Raw genomic sequence first — 19315 nt, forward strand, 5'->3', positions numbered from 1 at the left:
TCAGACCGTGCGCCCGCAAAAAACGGAGGGCGGCAACCTTTCGGGAAGGTGAAAGACGTGAAACAAAAAGAGAAAGCCATTATTGAAACAGCGATTAAACTTTTTGCCAAAAAAGGCTATAATTCAACTTCAGTTCAAGAAATTGCGAAGGAATGCCAAATCTCAAAAGGCGCTTTTTACATCTATTTCAAATCGAAGGAAGCGCTTCTCCTTTCTGTGCTTCACTATTACTATGACAAAGTGTTTACGCGGATCCATAAAATCCAGACGGAAAATGACAATCCTCGCGATGCTTACCGAAAGCAGCTCATCGTTTTTTTTGAAAATATTCTCGAACATAAAGAGTTTATTCAGATGCAATTCATGGAACGGCCGCTTCCCGTGAACGGAGAAATTGAAGCGTTTGCCAAAAAAATGCGCTCGGCCACCCTCAGGCTCCATATCGAAAACATTCGGAACATATACGGAAAGGACATCGATCCGTACAGCGCTGAGCTGTGCTTTATGATCAGCGGAATGAGCGAAGTCTATCTTGAATTGATGATTTTGCTGCATCACTCTTTCGATCTGCATACGCTTGCCGGACATATACTGAACCGCCTCGATGATCTTGCGAATGGGATGATGAAACGGAAAGAAAAATCCCTGATTTCCATCGAAAAAGCGGACGAGTGGTTCGGCCCGTTTTATACGTTCGATCCCCTGAAAGAAGCGCTTATCAAAGAAATGCGGATCAAGGCTGACAAACACTTTGACGGTGCCCCCCCAAGCGATCTGACGGAAAGCCTTGACATATTGGAGGACGAGCTGAAGAAACGGCAGCCGAAAAACGCGATCATCAAAGGAATGCTGCTGAATATAAAGGAATATGAAGCGCTTCGTAAAGAAGCGGACAAGCTCGACCGCCTGGTCAAAAGGTCCTCCTGAATTCCGTGTGACCGGCGGAACAGGAAAAACGGCCGCAATTGTGCGGCCGTTTTCGTTTATGCTTTAGGCTTGACCATTTCTTCCGGTTTGACCACTTCGTCAAACTGCTCTTCTGTCAACAGATTGAGCTTAAGGGCGGCTTCTTTCAGCGTCAGCCCTTCTTTATGGGCAAGCTTTGCGATTTTTGCTGCATTTTCGTAGCCGATGTGCGGGTTTAAAGCCGTAACTAACATCAGCGAATTGGTCAGGTTCTTTTCAATCGTCTCACGATGAGGCTCAATGCCCACGGCACATTTGTCGTGGAACGAATTCATGCCGTCAGCAAGAAGCTGCACCGATTGAAGGAAATTGTAAATGATCACCGGCTTGAATACGTTTAATTCAAAGTTGCCCTGACTTGCCGCGAATCCGATCGTCGCGTCATTCCCCATGATCTGTGATGCCACCATTGTCAGCGCTTCGCTTTGCGTAGGGTTAACCTTACCCGGCATAATGGAGCTTCCCGGCTCATTTTCAGGAATCGTCAGCTCGCCGATGCCGCAGCGCGGCCCGCTTGCCAGCCATCTGACATCATTGGCGATTTTCATCAGATCCGCTGCAAGCGCTTTTAGTGCGCCGTGAACGTGTGTCAGTTCATCGTGGCTTGTCAGCGCGTGGAACTTGTTCGGTGAGCTTCGGAAAGACTGCCCGGTCAGGCTGCTGATTTCTTCGGCAACCTTGCTGCCGAATTCCGGATGGGCGTTGATCCCTGTTCCAACCGCCGTGCCTCCGATGGCAAGATCGCGGACTTTCTCCGTCGCTTCCAGGATCATTTCCTTAGAGCGGTCAAGCATGTACACCCAGCCGCTGATTTCCTGCCCCAGCGTAAGCGGCGTCGCATCCTGCAAGTGAGTGCGGCCGATTTTGACGACATCTTGAAAGCTTTCAGCCTTTTCATTCAGCGTGTCTCTCAAGCGGTCAATCGCCGGAACAAGCTTTTCGTAAATCGCCAGAACCGCCGCGACGTGCATCGCTGTCGGGAATGTGTCGTTTGAGCTTTGGCTGCGGTTGACATCATCGTTCGGGTGGATTTTCAAGCTTGAGCCTTTTTCCTTTAGATAGGCCGTGCCTCTGTTGGCGACGACTTCATTCATGTTCATGTTGCTTTGCGTACCGCTTCCCGTCTGCCAGACAACAAGAGGGAAGTGGCTGTCATATTTGCCTTTTAAAATGTCGTCGCAAACGGACGCGATCGCTTCAGCCTTTTCCGCTTCAAGATTTCCAAGCTTTTCATTCGCAATGGCTGCGCTTCTTTTTAAAATTGCAAACGCATACACAATTTCCTGCGGCATTTTCTCAGAACCGATTTTAAAGTTCTCCTTGCTTCTCTGCGTTTGGGCTCCCCAAAACTTATCGGCGGGAACCTTGACTTCACCCATCGTATCTTTTTCAATTCTGTAATCCACTATGTATCCCTTCCTTCTCTAGTCTACATCTTTACTTTCAATAAAACTTTTAAAAACCCTCTTATTTAAATTTTAGCTTTATTTTAATTTTAGCTCAATATAAACCCGCGAATCTTTTTTGTATTTATATTTAGGGTTTGTCTTTCCGTACTCCTTTGATACATATGACACGTCATAATGTTTGGAAAAAGAGCGGATGATGCTTTCGATTTCATCCTGCTTCCCCGTTAATCTGATTTTGCGCCAACTGCCTCACTCCGTCTCTGTTGTAATGAAAATTTCGCCAAACACTACTGTAACACAGTATATTGTTTTTTTTACAGGATAAGATAACCTATATCCAAATTCAGAAACTTACAGGGCAGGTGGTCAGCGTGAACCAGTCGGAATTCAAGGATCACATCCATGAAAATCTCGCATTGCTTCTTCCTCACGTCGAACATAACGACGACCTCGTTCAAAATAAAAAAATGCTGAAAAACGGAGTCATTTTTTATTTTTTATATTTCAATGAATTGAGCGACGAAGCGAAATTGCAAAAAGCCGCCAAGATGCTTTGCAAAGATGAAAAATCCCTATCATTGGAAGACGTTACCGCAGAGCTGAACAAGCTGAATGCCGAATCGGTCTACAAGGTTGAGTCTGCGCTTAATAAGCTTTTTCACGGCCAATGCATCCTCCTCGTGAACGGGATCAATACCGTTTTTATGCTCCCGACCGCAGAAAAAAAGAAACGAAGCTTATCAGAGGCGAAAACCGAAAATGTCGTAAGAGGTCCGAAAGTCGGTTTTATCGAGGATACAGATACAAATGTGGCGCTGATCAGACAGCGCGTCCCCGATCACGATCTGACCGTTGAAAAGCTTCCGATCGGAAAAAGCAAGTATAAAAAAGCAACGATTTTATACCTCAACAACAAAGCGGATGAGTCGATTTTATCGGAGCTGAAAAAGCGTCTGAAAAAAGTGAGGCCTGATGACATTCAAGACTCGGGAGCCCTTGAGGAATTGATCGAAGATAACAAATATTCGCCTTTTCCTCAGATCCAAAACACCGAACGGCCGGACAAAGTGTCGTCCGCCCTGTTAAACGGAAGGATCGCCGTCTTTATCGACCATTCGCCATATGCCTTGATCGTTCCGGCATCCTTCGGCATGGTGATGCAGTCTCCGGACGATTATTATGAGAGATGGATCGCCACGTCCCTGATCAGACTTTTGCGCTTCAGTTCGATTTTTATCACGCTGTTTTTGTCGGCGTTTTACATTTCTCTTGTCTCGTTTCACCAGGGCATGCTGCCGACGGCTTTGGCTGTTACCATCGCCAGCACCCGGGAAAACGTGCCATTTCCGCCGCTCCTTGAAGCGCTGATCATGGAAGTAACGATTGAACTTTTGCGTGAAGCAGGCTTGCGTCTTCCAAGTCCGCTGGGGCAGACGATCGGTTTGGTGGGAGGTGTGGTCATCGGCCAGGCTGCGGTCGAAGCCAACATCGTCAGCTCTGTCATGGTCATCATCGTCAGCATCATCGCCCTTGCATCGTTTACGGTTCCGCAATACGGCATGGGTCTGTCGTTTCGGGTATTGCGCTTTTTGTCCATGCTGGTCGCAGCAGTACTTGGACTCTTCGGGATCATCCTGGTCATGCTCGTCATTTTCACCCATTTGGTCAGGCAGAGAAGCTTCGGCATGCCGTATTTTAACCCGAATAACTTTTTCAGCTTAAAGCGTTCGGATGAAGCCATCATCCGGCTACCAATAAAGAAATGCGAGGTGAATGACAATCATGGCTCAAAAAAATCAACAGCAACGGATAAGCGGGTATGAAGGCGCTGCCATTATTACAAATACGATGCTGGGCGCCGGCCTGCTGACGCTCCCGAGAGCGCTGACGCGGGAAATGCTCTCCCCCGACGGCTGGCTCGTTATCATTTTTGAAGGCATTGTTTTTCTACTTATCATCTACATTAACGCCAAAATCGTCAAAACGCACAATGTTGATTCTTTTTTTAATTATACAAAAGAGGGCTGCGGCGTGCTGATCGGAAATATTCTTAACCTCATGATTGCTTTATATTTCATTGGGGTGGCCAGCTTTGAAGCAAGAGCGATGGCTGAGATGGTGAAATTTTTTCTGCTAGAGTTCACCCCGATGGGCGTGACGATTTTTGCGTTTATCATTTGCGCGATCTATTTGATCATCGGCGGGATCAGCGACATGGCGAAAATTTTCCCGTTTTTTCTCATTATCACCCTCGTCATTCTTCTTACCGTTTATGGCTTGAGTTTAAAGATGTTTCAAATCAATAATTTAAGACCTGTCCTCGGACTTGGGCTCGGTCCGGTCAAAAACGGTTTGACGGTTGTCTCTGTTTCCTTTTTGGGTGTCGAATTAATGATGTTTTTGCCCAAATACCTCAGAAATAAGAAAAAACTGTTCAAAGCTTCTGTCATCGGATTCAGCATTCCGGTTATATTGTATATTTTAACGTTCTGTGTGGTCGTAGGAGCGATGACCGCGTCTGAGGTCATGACGATGATCTGGCCGACGATCTCCTTGTTCCAGTCGTTTGAAATCCAGGGCATTTTCATCGAAAGGTTCGAATCCTTTTTGCTCGTCATATGGACGATTCAATTTTACACAACATATGTCGTCTATACCTATTTTGCGGCGTCAGGCTTTAAAAATATATTCGGATGGTCCATTAAGAAAAACGTTTTATTCGTCGGGGCGATTACGTTCCTTATATCGATTTTGCTGAAAGACGGCAATTACGTTATCGTGTTCAGCGATTATTTGGGATACATCTTTCTCATCGTGTTTTGCGTGCTTCCGATCCTGATCTTTTTGCTCGTCGCCGCTAAAAGGAGGTTTAAAGCATCGTGAAAAAAAAGGGGATATTGGCGGTGCTGTCCCTGCTGCTCTTGCTGACGGGCTGCTGGGACAGCCGGCAGATCGAAAAGTTTAGCATCGCCATCGGCCTTGGCGTTGATAAAGGCGAGGGAGATAAAAAGGTAAAGTTATCGTACCAGATCCTCGATCCGAAAAAGATCGGCCAAAATGCGGGCAGCGAGGATCCGACCAAAGTCGTGTCAACTTCCGGGACTACGATTCATCAAACGATCCGGTCAACAGCCTTAAAAGTTTTCCCTGTTTTCTCGCAGCACCTCCAGGTCATCATTTTTTCGGAAAAACTCGTGTCGGATATTGCCCTTGACGCCTTAATCAATCAGTTCATCAGGGACAACAGCCTACGGAGAAGCAGCGAGGTCTATATTACGCCAGGATCGCCGAGCAAGCTTTTGAACATTGATGATTCGGGAGACCCCGCTTCTGAAATCATCCATAATGTCTCAGAAAACAGGGCGTCGACCATCAAGCTGCTCGAGCCGGTTACATTGGGGGATATTTCAATCAGAATGCAGATGGGCCTGTCTTTCATCATGCCTAGAGTCGTCGAAAAAGGCGGTCAGATCCAGGTTGACGGCGGATCGGTCATTAAAAAAAACCGGTATTACGCCGATATATCATCCTCTGATATTGAAGCGCTGAATTTGCTGATCGGCAGAGTAAACGGCGGAGTCATCGACTCCAGGCACAAAGGGCATCTTTTTTCGTATGAAATATTTTCGATGAATCACCGGATTCATACAACGAGGAAAAACGGAAAATACAAATTTGACATTCACTCGGAGATCAAAGGAAGGCTGTCAGAGGACTGGTACAGAGGTGAGGATTCTTTCAATGAAACATATGTCAATGCGATTGAACAAGCGGTTGAAAGAGACATCCACCAGCGGGTCACCCGCGTGATCCACCGTATGCAGAACGATTTAAAAACGGATGTCACAAAGCTTGCTGAATACGCCCGCATCAACTATCCGAAGGAATGGCAAAAAGACAAATACCGCTGGGACGAGAAATTCTCGGAAGCCGACATCAACTACCATATTGATGCAATTGTTCAGGACTTTGGCACGAAAGGAAAGACGAAAAAAAGATAGGCGCCCGCTTTTCTGTTAGAATGTTTTTGAAAGGGTGATGAGCTTGAAACGGATATTACAGGTGACAGGCATTGTCCTGATTGCGGCAGCGATCATTCTGTCCGGCTTGATAATCAATGATATCGCGTATGATCCATTTATGGAGGATTCCCGGTCGATGCTGTTTTTTACGGTTGGCTCGTACCTCTCAACCCCGGCTTTTTGCATCATCGGCGGATTTATTTTGCTCGGCATCAGCAAACTGATCGAATTGCAGGAAAAGAACAATGCAGTCCTGGCCGAAAAACTCGATTCCATTTTCCAAAAAGGCGGCACCGCGCCGGAGGAAGAGAATCAAGCTGAATTGAGCCGGCCGGCGAAACAAACCGGAGAACATTTCGGATCAGATTCTTTCGCACTTCACAAGACTGATGACCGCAAATATTGGAACGGCTGAAAACGGCTTTCACACGAAAGCTGTTTTTTCTCGTTTTTGCTACTGAACAAGCTTGTTTCGGTGGGCGTAGACGGCGGCCTGCGTCCGGTCATCGACTTCAAGCTTGGAGAGGATGTTTGTCACATGGGTTTTCACCGTTTTAATGGTGATAAACAATTCGTCTGCAATATCCTTGTTTGTTTTCCCCTCTGCCACAAGTTTGAGGATTTCCATTTCTCTTGCCGTCAATGATTCATGCGGCGGAGTCTCACTCGAAGAATGCCTCAGCTTTGATAACACTTTTCCCGCCACCTTGGCTTCAAGCTTCGGTTCTCCATTGCTGGCCGCCCTGATCGCGTCTGCGATTTCGCCGGCTTTCGACGTTTTCAGCAAATAGCTGAAGGCGCCGGCTTCGATGACCGGATAGACTTTATCATCATCGATAAAGCTTGTCAGCACGATAATTTTCGGGCCGGAAAGCTGTCTGCAGATTTCCTTTGTTGCTTCAATCCCGTCCATCCCCTCCATCACAAGATCCATCAAAATGACGTCAGGCTTCATCTCAACAGCCAGCTCAACACCGCGCCTGCCGTCCGAAGCTTCTCCGATTACCTCGATATCCGGCTGGGATTCCAAAAAAGCTGCAAGCCCCATTCTTACCATTTCATGATCATCAATCAGCAGTACTCGAATCACCTTGTTTCTCTCCTTTTTCTTGATCAAAAATCGGAACTTTCACATCAACCTGCGTCCCTTTTCCTGAAAAAGATATAATTTCCGCCACTCCGCCGACCTCGCTGGCCCTCTCCTTTATCGAATTTAATCCGTACGAAGACGTTTTAACGGAGTCCATTTGAAATCCTTCCCCATTATCAATGACCTTCAACTGGAGCTGCCGGTTTCTCAGGAGCAGCCTGACGGAGACTTTCGTCGCCTTCGAATGCCTGAAAACGTTTGACAGCGCTTCTTGAACGATTCTGAACAAATGATCTTCAACGCCTTTTGGAAGCTTTCCTGTATCCTCGATTTCCCAGTCGATATCCATCGACTGCTTCGCTTTGAACTCGTTCAAAAGTTCGCTGAGCCCCTCCCTCAAGCCTTTGCCTTCAAGCGTGACGGGCCTGAGGTGCAGAAGCAGGGCTCTCATTTCGCTCTGAGCGTCGGCCGCCATTTTTTCGACCATCTTCAGCCTTTGCGTGAGTTTTTCATCAGCCGAAGCGGCGATTCCTTCCAGTATGGCGGAGGTCATCATCGAAATCGCAAAAAGCTGCTGGCTCACGGCATCGTGCAGTTCCCGTGCAAGCCGCTGCCGCTCTTCTGATACGACGGATTTTTTCATCTGGTCCTGCCATTCGGCCCTTTCGTTTGACAGTTTTTGCAGGGAAGCGACCTGCCGTTCGATTCGTTCGGCCATTTCATTGAGCTGATCGGCGGCGAGCCCGATTTCATCCTCACCCATTGACGGAATGCGGTATGCGAAATTGCCGTTTTCATACTTTAAAATCGATTCGATCAACTTTTCGAGACGCTTTTTCAGCCTGTTGCCAAACACGTACCCTGCGCCAAACCCGACGGCTGCGCTGATCAACAAAAGCAAAATGATAAACGGGATGCCGAACCATCTCGAAGCGATGAGCACCCGCGGGTCGAGCTGATAATAAAAGAGCATGAATCCCAATACGGCAAAAAAGATCGTAAAGCTGACACCCATGGACAAACGGACGGAACGCCATTGAATATTTGCAAGCCTGTTCGTTTTCATATGAACCGCACATCCACGTCACCGATAAACAGGGAAATCGAGATCTTTACCCGTCTTGCCGACTGCTCGTAATGTTTAGACTCGGTGTAAATTTGGTTGCCGAAGCCGCTTTTTTTCTCGCCGATGATATCGATGTCGCCGATAAACGCCGAAGAACTGATGGAGACGTCAAGATCCGACGGAATGTAGATGTCGACATCGCCGATCAGCCCCGTGATGACGATCGTATTTTCGCCCTCTGAAATGATCGCTTTGGACAAATCGATTTTGACGTCCCCGATAAACCCGGAAATATTCAAATCGTTTAAATCAAAAGGCTTTTTCATGTATTTGACATCGCCGAAGAAAAAGCTGCGCTGGCCGGCGCTCTTTTTTTGCCGCAGCGGTTCGGCGTCCAGCTTTTCTTTCTCATGCGCTTTAGGCTGATCGCGGTCAAAAACGGGCTGGTTTGTGACAAGCCTGTAGCCCGCATAAATTAAAAAGGCGGCAAAAAAGAAGCCGAACAGGCTGAATGTAATGCTGAAAATTTCTTTCAGAAGCAAAAAGCCCGCAAAAATATACATGACAGAGCCGAGCCAGCGGCGTGAACTTTTATGAAAAAAATATCCGGCAAGAAGAAAGGCGAGCGGCCAGAACAACGCGTCGCCAAGCCCGCTGTTTTGTAAAAATACGCTGATCCCGAAAAGGACGATGAACAATCCGATCAGTTGTTTTTTTGTAAGACGCATGCTGACTCCGGCCCCCTCTCTTTCCAATTAATCAATCGATACATTCCCGCTTGTGGACGAAATCTCAATGTTATTCTTGCCATTTCCTTTTGTTCCAATCAGCGTCCGTTTGTCGCCTTCTGTATGATCAAACGGGTAGGAATGTTTGATGTTTCCGCTCGTCAGTGTTGCTTTCAGTCTGATGTCCGCGTCATCAGGAAGCTCAAGCTTGACATTTCCGGAGGTCTGATTGATGCGTAAAGGGGCATCAACCGCCGAAAAAGCAGCCTCCAAACTGCCCGACGTCTGCTTGACGGCAAACTTTCCTTTGACACGATCAAGCTTTGTATTCCCGGATGTTGAGCGAACATCGGCTTCCTCCGCTTCAACGTTTTCGAGCCGAATGTTTCCCGATGTCCCTCTTACCGAAAGCTCCTTCGCTGCTAAACCGTCGAGCTTCTGGTTGCCGCTTCCCGAGCTCAGGGATACCTTTTGCAACGATAAACCGTCACCGCTTATTTTTACATTTCCGCTGCCGGAGGTAATGGACAGATTATCTTGATATTCATTAGGAATTTTAACAATCAGTTCGTTTTTTTGGAAGAAAAAGAAGCGGAAGCCCTCCTGCTGAACGGAAAGCTCAAGCGCATCTCCCCGCTCGGACGATTTCAGCCGCGCGTTTGACCCCGACAGTTCGGCGTCTATGTCAGTGCGGTTTTCCGCTTTAACCGTCACCGTGACGCTTTTTGAACGGATGTCGATGCTTTTGATTTTCTTTGGCGAAGCGCTGGCTGAATCAAGCGTTTTCTCCGGGCTGAAGAAAAGGCCGCGGCCGCCGTTAAACGCCAAGGCGGCGAGAATCAGGATGCCGGCTATAATCATCAGTTTGCCAACCGTTTTTTTCATTCGGATAAATCCTTTCGGCAGTAAGTGTATGCTCCTTATTATAAGGAAAGTTGTCCTTGAAAGAAATCAAAAATTGTGAAAAGGGAAGACGGCAGGGGGCGCCGCTCTTCCACCAGGCTAAAAGGGTGCTGTTAAAGCCCCGGTTTATTCATTTCCGGCTGCGGGCTGTTTTTCGAGACCGACCTTTTTTGCGCGCATTTTTTCAAGCTCTTCTTCAACCTCTTTCGCATATTCAACGCGGCTGTACGGACTGCCTGAAGACGCTGACAGCTCGGCATAGCTGTTCACCCTTGCCTCCATTTCTTCAATGCGGTTTTCCATTCTCATAAATTCGCGGTACGCGCTTTCGCTGTCGATTTTATTGAAGGAAGCGTTCATATGCTCTTTTGCTTTCACCGCGTTTGCCCGCGCGATTAAAGCATGTTTGCGGTCCTTTACATCGCGGAGCTTGACCTCAAGCGTCTGCAGCTGTTCTTTCAATTCAGCGAGCTGCTTGTGCGCATGCTCGTATGCTTCTTTGTATTCTCTAGCTTTTTGTTCGAAATACTTCATTTCTGAAAGAGCCTTTTTGCTAAGCTCCTCTTCCCCTGCATCAAATGCAAGCTGCGCCTGATTTTTCCGTTTGGCTGCCAATTTGTCAGCTTCTTCATGCTTTCCTTTAAAGCTTTGCGCGATCGTTTGCTGTTTGACAATCGTATGTTTTGCCTTTGAAATGTCGTTTTCCATGTCGCGAACGTATTGATTAAGCATCACCCGCGGGTTTTCGATTTTATCCAATCCTTCATTGATCGATGCGACAAACATGTCTCTGATTCTTTTAAATGCCATTACATGCTTCCTCCTTATCATTATTGTTTCTTTTTTAAAAAGTCTTCCCACTCCGCATCAAAGCCGGTGTCGTATGAGGCTGCGGAAGGCTTGCTGCTTTCTGAATAAAATCCGTTCTCTTCTTTTTTGCCTCCCTGCTTCATCATGCTCCAGCCAAAATAAATCAGCGCAGCGGAGACTGCCACGCCTATCAGAAACGGCAGCGCCCCTCCGAGAAACATGAAGCCGATGATGAGCAAAATGACGCTCGCAAACCGGCCGTCATTCCATTTTTTGATTCCGTAGAATAAAAGCACAGCTCCGATTGCCCCTGCAATTAATCCTCCGATTTGGCCGCCTCCGAAAAACAGCGAGATGCCAAACAGGATCAATAAAAAGCCGATGACTGATTTCCCTGTTATATTCATGTCTGCTCCTCCTTTCCGAGATCATATATTCACTATAGTCAAATTCCGCGTTCGACAAAACGAGTCACGGATTGATTTTATCGTCAGACCAGAGTCGTAATTCCTGTAAGACCGCACAAAGAGGAGCGAAAACTCCGCTCCTCTTTGGCAAGCTATGATTCTATTTTCGGATTCCAGCCATCTAATACGTTTTCAATCGTCCAGCTTTCCGCCTCCTCATCGGACAGCTGCCTTCTCTCCTGATGAGGCACGGCTCCGGGACCTGTGTTCCGATATTCATAAAGCCTTGCATCAGCAGCCGAAAATCCGGACATATCTGTCCAGCCCTCCGGCTTAATATGAGCGCCCAAAGAACAGTTTTGATATAAAACGCTCGCAATGGCGTCAGGGTCTCCCCCGGGGTGCCACGGGCGGCCGAGATAAACCGTTCCGTCCGCCGCATCGCTTGTGAGGGTGCAGCCAGCGAACAAAAAGCCGAACGGTTTTGTGATGTGCGTGCTTGCAGCCGTGATATAGCCGTTATTGGCGGCAGAGCCGCGGTCGGCACTATGAATATGACAATGCTCGAAGACCGCTCTCGCTCCGCCGAAAATAAAATCGACATCGCCTTCAATATAGCATTGGTCAAAATACTGTGTCCCGTCATTTGCGAATAACGTATCCTGCCTTCCTAAAAATCTCGCATCCTTGAAAACGATTCGGCTGCCTTTGGCATAAACGGCCACCGCCTGCGTACCGTCCGTGTCGACTTTCGTTCGATCGAACGAGTTTTCAAATGTGATATTTTCGGCTTGAACGTGATCGGCATAGATAAAGACCGTGGCACTTCCGCTCGTTCCGTACCTTCCGCCTCCCTCCTTTTCCTTTCCGGCGTAATTGTCATACGTGATAACGGTTCCGGTTTTGCTTTCGCCTATCAGGGTCACAAACGGCTTTGTCGCCGGAATGTGAACCACCTCTTTATAAATGCCTTTTTTAATAAAGATTTCTTTTCTGTCACGACTGTACTCCGGTAAAGCATCAACCGCTTCCTGCACGGTTTTGAACGCCCCGTCGCCATCTTTGGAAACCGTCAGGCGGACGGCGGCTGTTTCCCGGTTGCCCTTTTTCGCATTCCTCCCTTTAATGAAAACGCTTACTTAAAGGTTTACGATAAAAATCCGTTTTCCCCTGCCGGAAAACGGCTGAAATCCTTGTTTCATACCATTTCAGTATTTTTCCCAAATATCTTCTGACGAAAAAATGAGGCATTTTCGATTTCCCTGAAAACGGTCTCCCCATTTTTTGGACGATGACGAATAAAGTAATGATCGCGTTTAAATCCCCTATTTCCATGATAAATTCGTTTCTATATGACCAGACCCGTTCGAATAAAGTGAGGCAGGTCATGGATCGTCATCAGCTTTTTATGGGGGCGTTTTGCACCAGAATAGCCGCCTCATACAGCATCCATCAATGATTTTTGCCCCTTTAAAACCTTCTCGTTTATCTGCGTACTTTTTTCATTCCCGGACATACAATGAATGCTAAGAGATTGAATTCCTTTAAGTTTAACAACAGGCAGGAGAAAATATATGAAAATATTGATGGCCTATTATCGGTACTCTCCACACACAAACGGCCCGTCCAGCTATATTGATATTTTGAAAAAAAGTTTAGAAGCTAAAGGACACACTGTTAACTTATTGTCACACGATAAAAAATGGCTGAACATTCAAATCGACAATCAGCAGACAGCTGATAAATACAGCCTAAAATGTGAGCTGATCCGCCGCTATCAACCAACCTAGACGGCAAAATATCCGCTCTGGATCTATTGGAGGGAGATGGAGCGATACAGTCTGGAGCTTGCCATTAAGCAGCTTGATTTAAACGGCTACGATCTGATTCATTGCCACGATTTTATGACGGCAAGAGCTATGTCGCGTTCCAAGCCCCCGGGCACGCCGCTGATCGTATCGCTTCATAATTTTAAGTATCATGAAGCAAAAGTGACAAGGGAATTTTACGATAAAACGAGAAGTGAACAGCAGTATATTAAAATTGAAGAATACTTGGGCGCTATTTCAGGAGACAGTGTTGCCGTTCCATGTCAATGGCTGAAAAATCAGCTGATTCAAATCGGCGTATCACCGCCCAACATTCAAGTCATTCCATACGGAATCGTAAAAGAGCCATTTGTCCAAAGCGAAAAAAACTCCTCAAAAAAAGATCGTCATCAAATTCCAAAAATCATCTTGTGTCCCGCTCGCCTTGTACCTGTAAAAGGACATCGCTACCTGATTGAAGCACTCTCTAAACTGCACCGGGAACGGGAAGATTTTCACTATCTTTTGGCAGGAGAGGGACCGGAGCAGAAAGCATTGGAGCAATTAGCCGGTGAGCTTGGAGTCGCTTCAGCCATTTCCTTTCTCGGCAAACGGCATGACATCCCTCATCTCATGAATCACAGTGATATCATTGTTTTGCCTTCACTGCACGACACTTTCCCGCTCGTTATCCTTGAAGGGCAGTTTTCCGCAAAACCGATCTTGGCCGCAAATGCAGGCGGCATAAAAGAGATCATCAGCGACGGTGCTGACGGCATGCTCATTCCTCCTGCTGATAGTGAAGCGCTCGCAGAAAAGCTTCGCCTGTTGCTGGACGATGATGCGATCCGTTTACAATTGGGGAGACGAGCACTTGATAAGGCAATGAACCATCGGGACATCCGCTTTCACCTGGACATGTTAGAAAGGCTCTATCAGCAGTGCACAGCACAAAAACGCTTATCCCATCATTTTTCAGCCGGGCCAGATCCGGATCTGGAAATCCTCAATCAAATCGATCCGTGAAAGACTGATCAGCCCGGTTTTATCTTATCGGGAGAAATTCCGCCGTCCCTCAACAGTGAGCTTGGGAGACAGAAACATTACATTCATGTATATGATTTGTCAGGTGTTTTACTGCAAACAAAAGCAGTTGATTCGGGAGGATCTTATGAGTTTCAGCACCTGCCGGCCGGAAGCTATGTATTGAAAAGCACTCTTGAGTCATTCGGCAATCAAATGGTTTCCGTCGGACGCGGTTAAGCTGAGAGCAAGTCTGCCGTTTATCTCTATAAGGAAGACAAAGATTGTTGATAATTAGTTAAATTATGGGGAACCCGTGATTTTAAAGGATTCCCTGCACCACTTTCATTAGTTAAACTTTACAATTTAATACCTTGTTTTTTTGAATGGATAAAATAGACTTCTTCATACTCTGACTTATAATAAGCAACATTAAATTGATCAAGGTCAATTAAATCCTTAAAAGCATTTTATGGAGGTATCAAATATTAACATTTCCCTTTAACAGAGCCATTAAAAAAAGAAAAAGCCGATGATCCCGCTATAAGGCTGGATCATCGGCTCCTTATTGCTTTCGTTTCCCGGACCCTTTGAAAACGATCGCGCTTCTTTCATATTCGACATCTTTGATATCCAGCCTGAAATTGACGACTCTGGCTGCGGCAAACAAATAATCCGATAATCTGTTTAAATAGCGGAGCGGCGTCTCGCGCATGTCGGCCGTTTTCATCAGCGCGACAGCCAGCCGCTCGGCCCGTCGTGCAACGGTTCTGGCGACATGCAAATATGCCGCCGCTTTTGAGCCGCCGGGAAGGATGAATTTTTCCAGCTCAGGCGCTTCATCACTGTAGACATCAATCCGTTCCTCTAAAAACGCAACCGCTTCTTCCTTTAGCTTCTTTTCCCCATTCGGCGAAACGTAAGCCAAATCGCCGCCGCAGTCAAACAGCTCATGCTGAATTTTTAAAAGCTCGCTTCCGATATCGCTGAAGCGTTCATCGCCAAGCTCAGCAAGCGCGAGGCCGATAAAGCTGTTCAGTTCATCAACAGTCCCGTAGCATTGGACACGGACATCGTCTTTATCAACGCGCCCGCCGATCACATGCGTTTTCCCTTTATCGCCCGTTTTCGTGTACAGCTTCATCGTTCATTCCCCTTTCTGATCGCTTCCCCCGTGCACTCATAGACGCTCCGGCTGATCAAAGCGCCGAGCGGAGACGCTTTTAGTGCGCTGTCAAACTCAAGCCCGCTCCCGTCTGCGGCAATCAGCACAGCCTCTTCCTGCAGATCGTTTCCTAATGTTTCAGCGCCGTCTGCCCGTTCAGCCAAACACGCTTCAGCCTTTGCTTCAGACGCTGTCAACAAGGCCTGGATGAAGGCTTTCTCCGTCAGCCTGCCATTGACCATCACCCATACGCTGACGTCTTCCGGCCGGTCCGAAGACGCTGCAGCAACCGCAAAAAGAGAGACGCCTCCTTCCGAAAACGTCCGGAACACCGTGTTTTCAGGCTTTGCTGAAGTCACCGCAGCACAGCAGGCATGAGGGCTGATCCCCTTTCCGGCGAGAAACCGCTCCAATTCAGCAGGCGATTGATCAGGTTGCTCCTCTTTCGGCACATGACGGCTGATAAACGTCCGTTTCCAGCCGATGCCGGCTCCGACAAGCGATGATGACACGGTGCGAAGCGGTTGATCCGTCTGCAAAAAGAAGCCGTCAGAACTTAGTTCAAAAAGCTCGGAAAACGGAACCGCCCGCTTCGTTTTTCCGGCTCGCTGCGGCTCAATTGCGATTTGCGGATTTGGCCTGTGCGGGTGAATCAAATGGCTGACGGCCGTTTCATACACATCATTGACCGTTTGTTCCCGAATCACCCGTTCCGGAACATCCAACGCTTTTATTTCACCGTTTTTCATCATCAGCAGCCGGTCGCAGTAAAGGCTGGCCAAATTCAAATCATGAAATATGCCGATGACCGTAAGCCCCTTCTCAACAGTCAGGGACTTGATCAGATCGAGAAGCTGTTTTTGATAGGAAAGATCGAGAAAATTAGTCGGTTCATCAAGCAGAAGAAGTTCAGGTTCCTGGGCTAAAGACTGGGCCAGGTAGACACGCTGCTGCTCTCCCCCGCTCAGTTCATGAATCGATTGGCCGGCAAAACGGAGCACGCCGGTCTCCTTCATCATTTGGTCTGCGATCTGTTGATCACGTTCGTCAGATTGCCTGAATAAGCCTTTTTGATAAGGGTATCGTCCGAACAAAACGGTCTCTTTGACGGTGAAAGAAAAAGCCTGATCCGTTTTTTGAGGGAGCGAAGCCATCATCCTTGCCTGCGCCTTCGGCGGGTACGACTCGAGCGGTTTCCCGGCCAAATGGACAGAACCCGCCGACGGCTTAAGCGTTCCGTTGATCAAATGCAAAAGCGTCGTTTTTCCGCTGCCGTTCGGGCCGAGTATCCCGAAAAATTCTCCTTTCGCTACCGAAAAATCGACACGTTTTACGACGGCTTTGCGGCCGTATCCTCCTGAAAGATTGCGAACATCCAGCATGTTACATACCTCCGCGCTGCCGGCGAATCAAAATGGCTCCGAACACCGGCGCTCCTATTAAGGCTGTGATAATCCCGATCGGCAGTTCAGATGGCTCGATAATCGTGCGCGCGGTCAAATCGGCAAGCACGAGAAAGCCGGCGCCGTTTAAAATGGAGAGCGGCAGCAAATGCCTGTGATCAGTTCCCCACAGCAGCCGGATCATGTGCGGGACAACGAGTCCGACAAAGCCGATCGTGCCTGAGACGGCGACAGCCGCTCCCGTCAAAATTGAGCCTGACACGAGGACCGCGATTTTTCGTTTCCCAATATTGACGCCGAGCAGCCTTGCTTTTTCCTCCCCGTATGTCATCACGTTTAATTCCCTTGCATTCAGCAACAGCCCTGCTGTTCCGCATATCAAAAAGGGAAGAAACAGACCAATATAGCTCCAGCCCCTCATCGACACGCTCCCGAGCAGCCACCCGACAATCGGCTTTAGATCATCCCCCGTCAGCGCGATCATTAAAGAAATAAGCGCACCCAAAAACGAGCTGAAAATAATTCCCGTCAAAATGAGCGCAGACAGCGGCAGCGAGGGATGGACAAGCCTGGCAAAAAACAGGACCATAAACATCACAGCGACGGCTGCCGCTATGCTGAGGAGCGGCAGCGTAAAGCCGCCGATTACGGGCAGCTGGATGCCGAAAAACAGGGTGACAACGGCTCCGACCGCCGCTCCTGAAGAGACGCCGAGTGTGTAAGGATCTGCAAGCGGATTTTTCAACAGTCCCTGAAACGCCGCTCCAGCCGCAGCCAGCGCCGCACCGACGAGCGCGGCCAAAATCACTCTCGGCAGCCTGATGTTCATGATGATGTTCGCCTGCATCGGGTCGGTCTTGATTCCGTGAAAGCCGAATTGCAAAAAAACCTTGATAATAGAAGGAATGGGAATCTCCAAAGATCCGATAGAGATTCCCATAAGAATAGAGAACGTTAGAAATGCCAGGCTTATGATATATGCAGCCGGACGGCTATTTCTTAAATACGTCAGGATAAATCTTTTCCGCAAGCTCCTCGACCCCTTTGATCAACCGAGGCCCCGGCCGGGTCACAAGATCGGGGTCCACGTCGTATACTTCAAGATTTTTGACGGCTTTTATGCCGCTCCAGCCGCTCCGTTTTTTGATATCTTTGACAGACGATGGGCCGTTTGTCGTCACGATCGCATCGGGATTCAGCTTGATGACCGACTCCTCTGTCATCTTGACCCATCCTTCCTGTGCAGAAGCAGCGTTTTTCGCATGGATGGCTTCTAGCATTTCATTCATGAAGGTGCCCTTTCCGGTCGTATAGACGTCAGGAGCGGGAGACACCTCAACAAACACCGTTTTCTCCTCTTTTTCAGGTATGCTTTCAGCTTTTTCTTTCATTGCCGCAAGATCTGATTTCATGCTCTTCACAAGCTCTTCAGCCTTCCGGTTCGCACCCGTTGCCTTTCCGATCATTTCGATCGATTGATAGGTTTCTTTAAAAGATGCCGCATCATTGACCGTAACGACCGTAATCCCGGCATCCCGCAGCTGCTTTAATCCTTCCTCAGCGCTCTGCATGGCTGAAGCGTGGGCCAGCACCAAATCAGGTTTTAAAGCGATGACTTTTTCAACACTAAAATTCATATCTCCTACTTGCTCAACCTTTTTTACTTCCTCTGGATATGTATCATTTTTCGTCACGCCGACCACTTTTTTGCCCAAGCCGAGAGCGTATGTAATCTCTGTATTGCTCGGCATCAAAGAGACGATCCTCTTCGGTTCCTTTTCGATTTTGATTTCCTGTCCTGAAGCATCCTTCATTGTGACCGGAAATGCTTCAGCCGTTTTTTCCTGTTTATTCTGCGGTTCTTCCGGGGCTTTCGCTGATCCGCAGCCGGCAAGGACGCCGACGGCCAAAAGCAGTGAAAGCAGCAAACCCGCTAGTTTCTTCATGCTGTTTCCTCCTTGGGATAAAATAAAAATACCTCTGCTCGTGTAAAGTGTGTCCTCACAAAATACGCGTGTCGTCATCAGGGCTGGCGAGATCCGCAATTTCCGCATCCGCTTCACCCGCAAATCCAGCGGCTGAGCATGGGCCGTCACCTTTCTGACTCATTCGTATCCTATTTTCGGAATTATTATACTATAGTCGGTTCAGGCTTGTATATGAGATTCTCAGAAAGGAGATTTTCAAGGGAAAAACGTTGTTTTCATCGAAGCATTTTCGATATATTCCATTTAGAAAAAGGAGGATTGTATGCCGATTCACTCCGCAAATCAGACTTTCTGCAAAAGAAAAAGCGTCCAATCAATTGCAGAGGTCATTTTCACAGCCTGATTACAGACGTGGCTAAAAATCCGGTCATCCCGTTTTACAGCTGCATGTCAAGCGGATGAAATACGCGTTTCTCAACCAGTCCGCCGCACCGAAACTGCAATCGGCCCGGGAGCTTGGTAAATGATTCGGAATCGTTTGAAAGGAACGATTCCAAATCATGAGAAGAAATCGGCTCCGTCCGCTG

Annotated in this window: 21 protein-coding genes; 8 read left to right on the plus strand and 13 right to left on the minus strand. The window is 47.8% G+C overall.

Annotated features, from left to right (window positions below):
- Positions 1-57: 57 nt before the first annotated feature.
- The gene (locus AB447_RS09160) at positions 58-927 is read left to right on the plus strand and encodes a TetR/AcrR family transcriptional regulator (RefSeq protein ID WP_048353323.1); all 870 of its coding nucleotides are present in this window, start codon (positions 58-60) and stop codon (positions 925-927) included.
- Positions 928-983: 56 nt separating this feature from the next.
- Here the strand turns inward: AB447_RS09160 and fumC are convergent, their stop codons facing one another.
- Complete coding sequence (fumC, locus tag AB447_RS09165) at positions 984-2372, minus strand: class II fumarate hydratase (protein WP_048353240.1); 1389 nt, start codon at positions 2370-2372, stop codon at positions 984-986.
- 78 nt (positions 2373-2450) lie between these two features.
- Entirely contained in the window at positions 2451-2609 is a 159-nt protein-coding gene (locus AB447_RS25140; protein WP_082142515.1) for a YvzF family protein, read from the minus strand.
- A 137-nt stretch (positions 2610-2746) separates the two neighbouring features.
- Between AB447_RS25140 and AB447_RS09170 the strand changes: the two genes are divergently transcribed.
- Genes AB447_RS09170 through AB447_RS09185 form a run of 4 tightly spaced genes read left to right on the plus strand, consistent with a single transcriptional unit; the run spans position 2747 to position 6812 of the window.
- Positions 2747-4198 carry a spore germination protein gene (locus tag AB447_RS09170; protein ID WP_048353241.1) on the plus strand — a complete coding sequence of 484 codons (1452 nt, stop codon included), beginning with the start codon at positions 2747-2749 and terminating at the stop codon, positions 4196-4198.
- The gene (locus AB447_RS09175) at positions 4158-5258 is read left to right on the plus strand and encodes a GerAB/ArcD/ProY family transporter (RefSeq protein ID WP_048406930.1); all 1101 of its coding nucleotides are present in this window, start codon (positions 4158-4160) and stop codon (positions 5256-5258) included. Before AB447_RS09170 ends, AB447_RS09175 begins: the two co-directional genes overlap by 41 nt.
- Positions 5255-6376, plus strand: a complete 1122-nt coding sequence (locus tag AB447_RS09180) for a Ger(x)C family spore germination protein (RefSeq protein WP_048353243.1) — start codon at positions 5255-5257, stop codon at positions 6374-6376. The genes AB447_RS09175 and AB447_RS09180 overlap by 4 nt, the downstream gene beginning before the upstream one ends.
- Positions 6377-6413: 37 nt before the next feature.
- Positions 6414-6812, plus strand: a complete 399-nt coding sequence (locus AB447_RS09185) for a hypothetical protein (RefSeq protein WP_231592801.1) — start codon at positions 6414-6416, stop codon at positions 6810-6812.
- 39 nt (positions 6813-6851) lie between these two features.
- Here the strand turns inward: AB447_RS09185 and liaR are convergent, their stop codons facing one another.
- The 7 genes from liaR to AB447_RS09220 all read right to left on the minus strand — a co-directional run bounded on the left by liaR (position 6852) and on the right by AB447_RS09220 (position 12528).
- On the minus strand, positions 6852-7487 hold the full coding sequence (liaR, locus tag AB447_RS09190) for a two-component system response regulator LiaR (protein WP_048353245.1): 636 nt from the start codon (positions 7485-7487) through the stop codon (positions 6852-6854).
- Complete coding sequence (liaS, locus tag AB447_RS09195; protein ID WP_048353246.1) at positions 7465-8553, minus strand: two-component system sensor histidine kinase LiaS; 1089 nt, start codon at positions 8551-8553, stop codon at positions 7465-7467. The genes liaR and liaS overlap by 23 nt, the downstream gene beginning before the upstream one ends.
- Positions 8550-9281 carry a cell wall-active antibiotics response protein LiaF gene (gene liaF / locus AB447_RS09200; RefSeq protein WP_048353247.1) on the minus strand — a complete coding sequence of 244 codons (732 nt, stop codon included), beginning with the start codon at positions 9279-9281 and terminating at the stop codon, positions 8550-8552. Before liaF ends, liaS begins: the two co-directional genes overlap by 4 nt.
- 27 nt (positions 9282-9308) lie before the next feature.
- Positions 9309-10166: a LiaG family protein gene (gene liaG / locus AB447_RS09205; protein WP_048353248.1), complete on the minus strand. Its 858-nt coding sequence runs from the start codon at positions 10164-10166 to the stop codon at positions 9309-9311.
- Positions 10167-10310: 144 nt separating this feature from the next.
- A complete protein-coding gene (gene liaH / locus AB447_RS09210) occupies positions 10311-10994 on the minus strand; it encodes a stress responsive protein LiaH (protein ID WP_048353249.1) in 684 nt (227 codons plus the stop codon).
- Positions 10995-11014: 20 nt separating this feature from the next.
- A complete protein-coding gene (locus tag AB447_RS09215; RefSeq protein ID WP_048353250.1) occupies positions 11015-11401 on the minus strand; it encodes a protein liaI in 387 nt (128 codons plus the stop codon).
- 152 nt (positions 11402-11553) lie between these two features.
- Positions 11554-12528: a pectinesterase family protein gene (locus AB447_RS09220; RefSeq protein ID WP_048353251.1), complete on the minus strand. Its 975-nt coding sequence runs from the start codon at positions 12526-12528 to the stop codon at positions 11554-11556.
- 447 nt (positions 12529-12975) lie between these two features.
- Between AB447_RS09220 and AB447_RS09230 the strand changes: the two genes are divergently transcribed.
- The 3 genes from AB447_RS09230 to AB447_RS27495 are packed head-to-tail and all read left to right on the plus strand — an operon-like array spanning position 12976 to position 14472.
- The gene (locus tag AB447_RS09230; protein WP_048353253.1) at positions 12976-13191 is read left to right on the plus strand and encodes a hypothetical protein; all 216 of its coding nucleotides are present in this window, start codon (positions 12976-12978) and stop codon (positions 13189-13191) included.
- 21 nt (positions 13192-13212) lie between these two features.
- The gene (locus AB447_RS09235; protein WP_411801424.1) at positions 13213-14235 is read left to right on the plus strand and encodes a glycosyltransferase family 4 protein; all 1023 of its coding nucleotides are present in this window, start codon (positions 13213-13215) and stop codon (positions 14233-14235) included.
- A gap of 36 nt (positions 14236-14271) precedes the next feature.
- Positions 14272-14472: a T9SS type A sorting domain-containing protein gene (locus tag AB447_RS27495; protein ID WP_411801425.1), complete on the plus strand. Its 201-nt coding sequence runs from the start codon at positions 14272-14274 to the stop codon at positions 14470-14472.
- A gap of 325 nt (positions 14473-14797) precedes the next feature.
- Here the strand turns inward: AB447_RS27495 and AB447_RS09240 are convergent, their stop codons facing one another.
- Genes AB447_RS09240 through AB447_RS09255 form a run of 4 tightly spaced genes read right to left on the minus strand, consistent with a single transcriptional unit; the run spans position 14798 to position 18746 of the window.
- The gene (locus tag AB447_RS09240) at positions 14798-15376 is read right to left on the minus strand and encodes a cob(I)yrinic acid a,c-diamide adenosyltransferase (RefSeq protein ID WP_048353254.1); all 579 of its coding nucleotides are present in this window, start codon (positions 15374-15376) and stop codon (positions 14798-14800) included.
- Entirely contained in the window at positions 15373-16779 is a 1407-nt protein-coding gene (locus AB447_RS09245) for an ABC transporter ATP-binding protein (RefSeq protein ID WP_048406927.1), read from the minus strand. The genes AB447_RS09240 and AB447_RS09245 overlap by 4 nt, the downstream gene beginning before the upstream one ends.
- A gap of 1 nt (position 16780) precedes the next feature.
- On the minus strand, positions 16781-17830 hold the full coding sequence (locus AB447_RS09250) for a FecCD family ABC transporter permease (protein ID WP_048353255.1): 1050 nt from the start codon (positions 17828-17830) through the stop codon (positions 16781-16783).
- Entirely contained in the window at positions 17793-18746 is a 954-nt protein-coding gene (locus AB447_RS09255; RefSeq protein WP_048353256.1) for an ABC transporter substrate-binding protein, read from the minus strand. The genes AB447_RS09250 and AB447_RS09255 overlap by 38 nt, the downstream gene beginning before the upstream one ends.
- Positions 18747-19315: the final 569 nt, after the last annotated feature.

It is taken from the genome of Bacillus glycinifermentans (assembly GCF_001042475.2).
Classification (GTDB): Bacteria; Bacillota; Bacilli; order Bacillales; family Bacillaceae; genus Bacillus; species Bacillus glycinifermentans.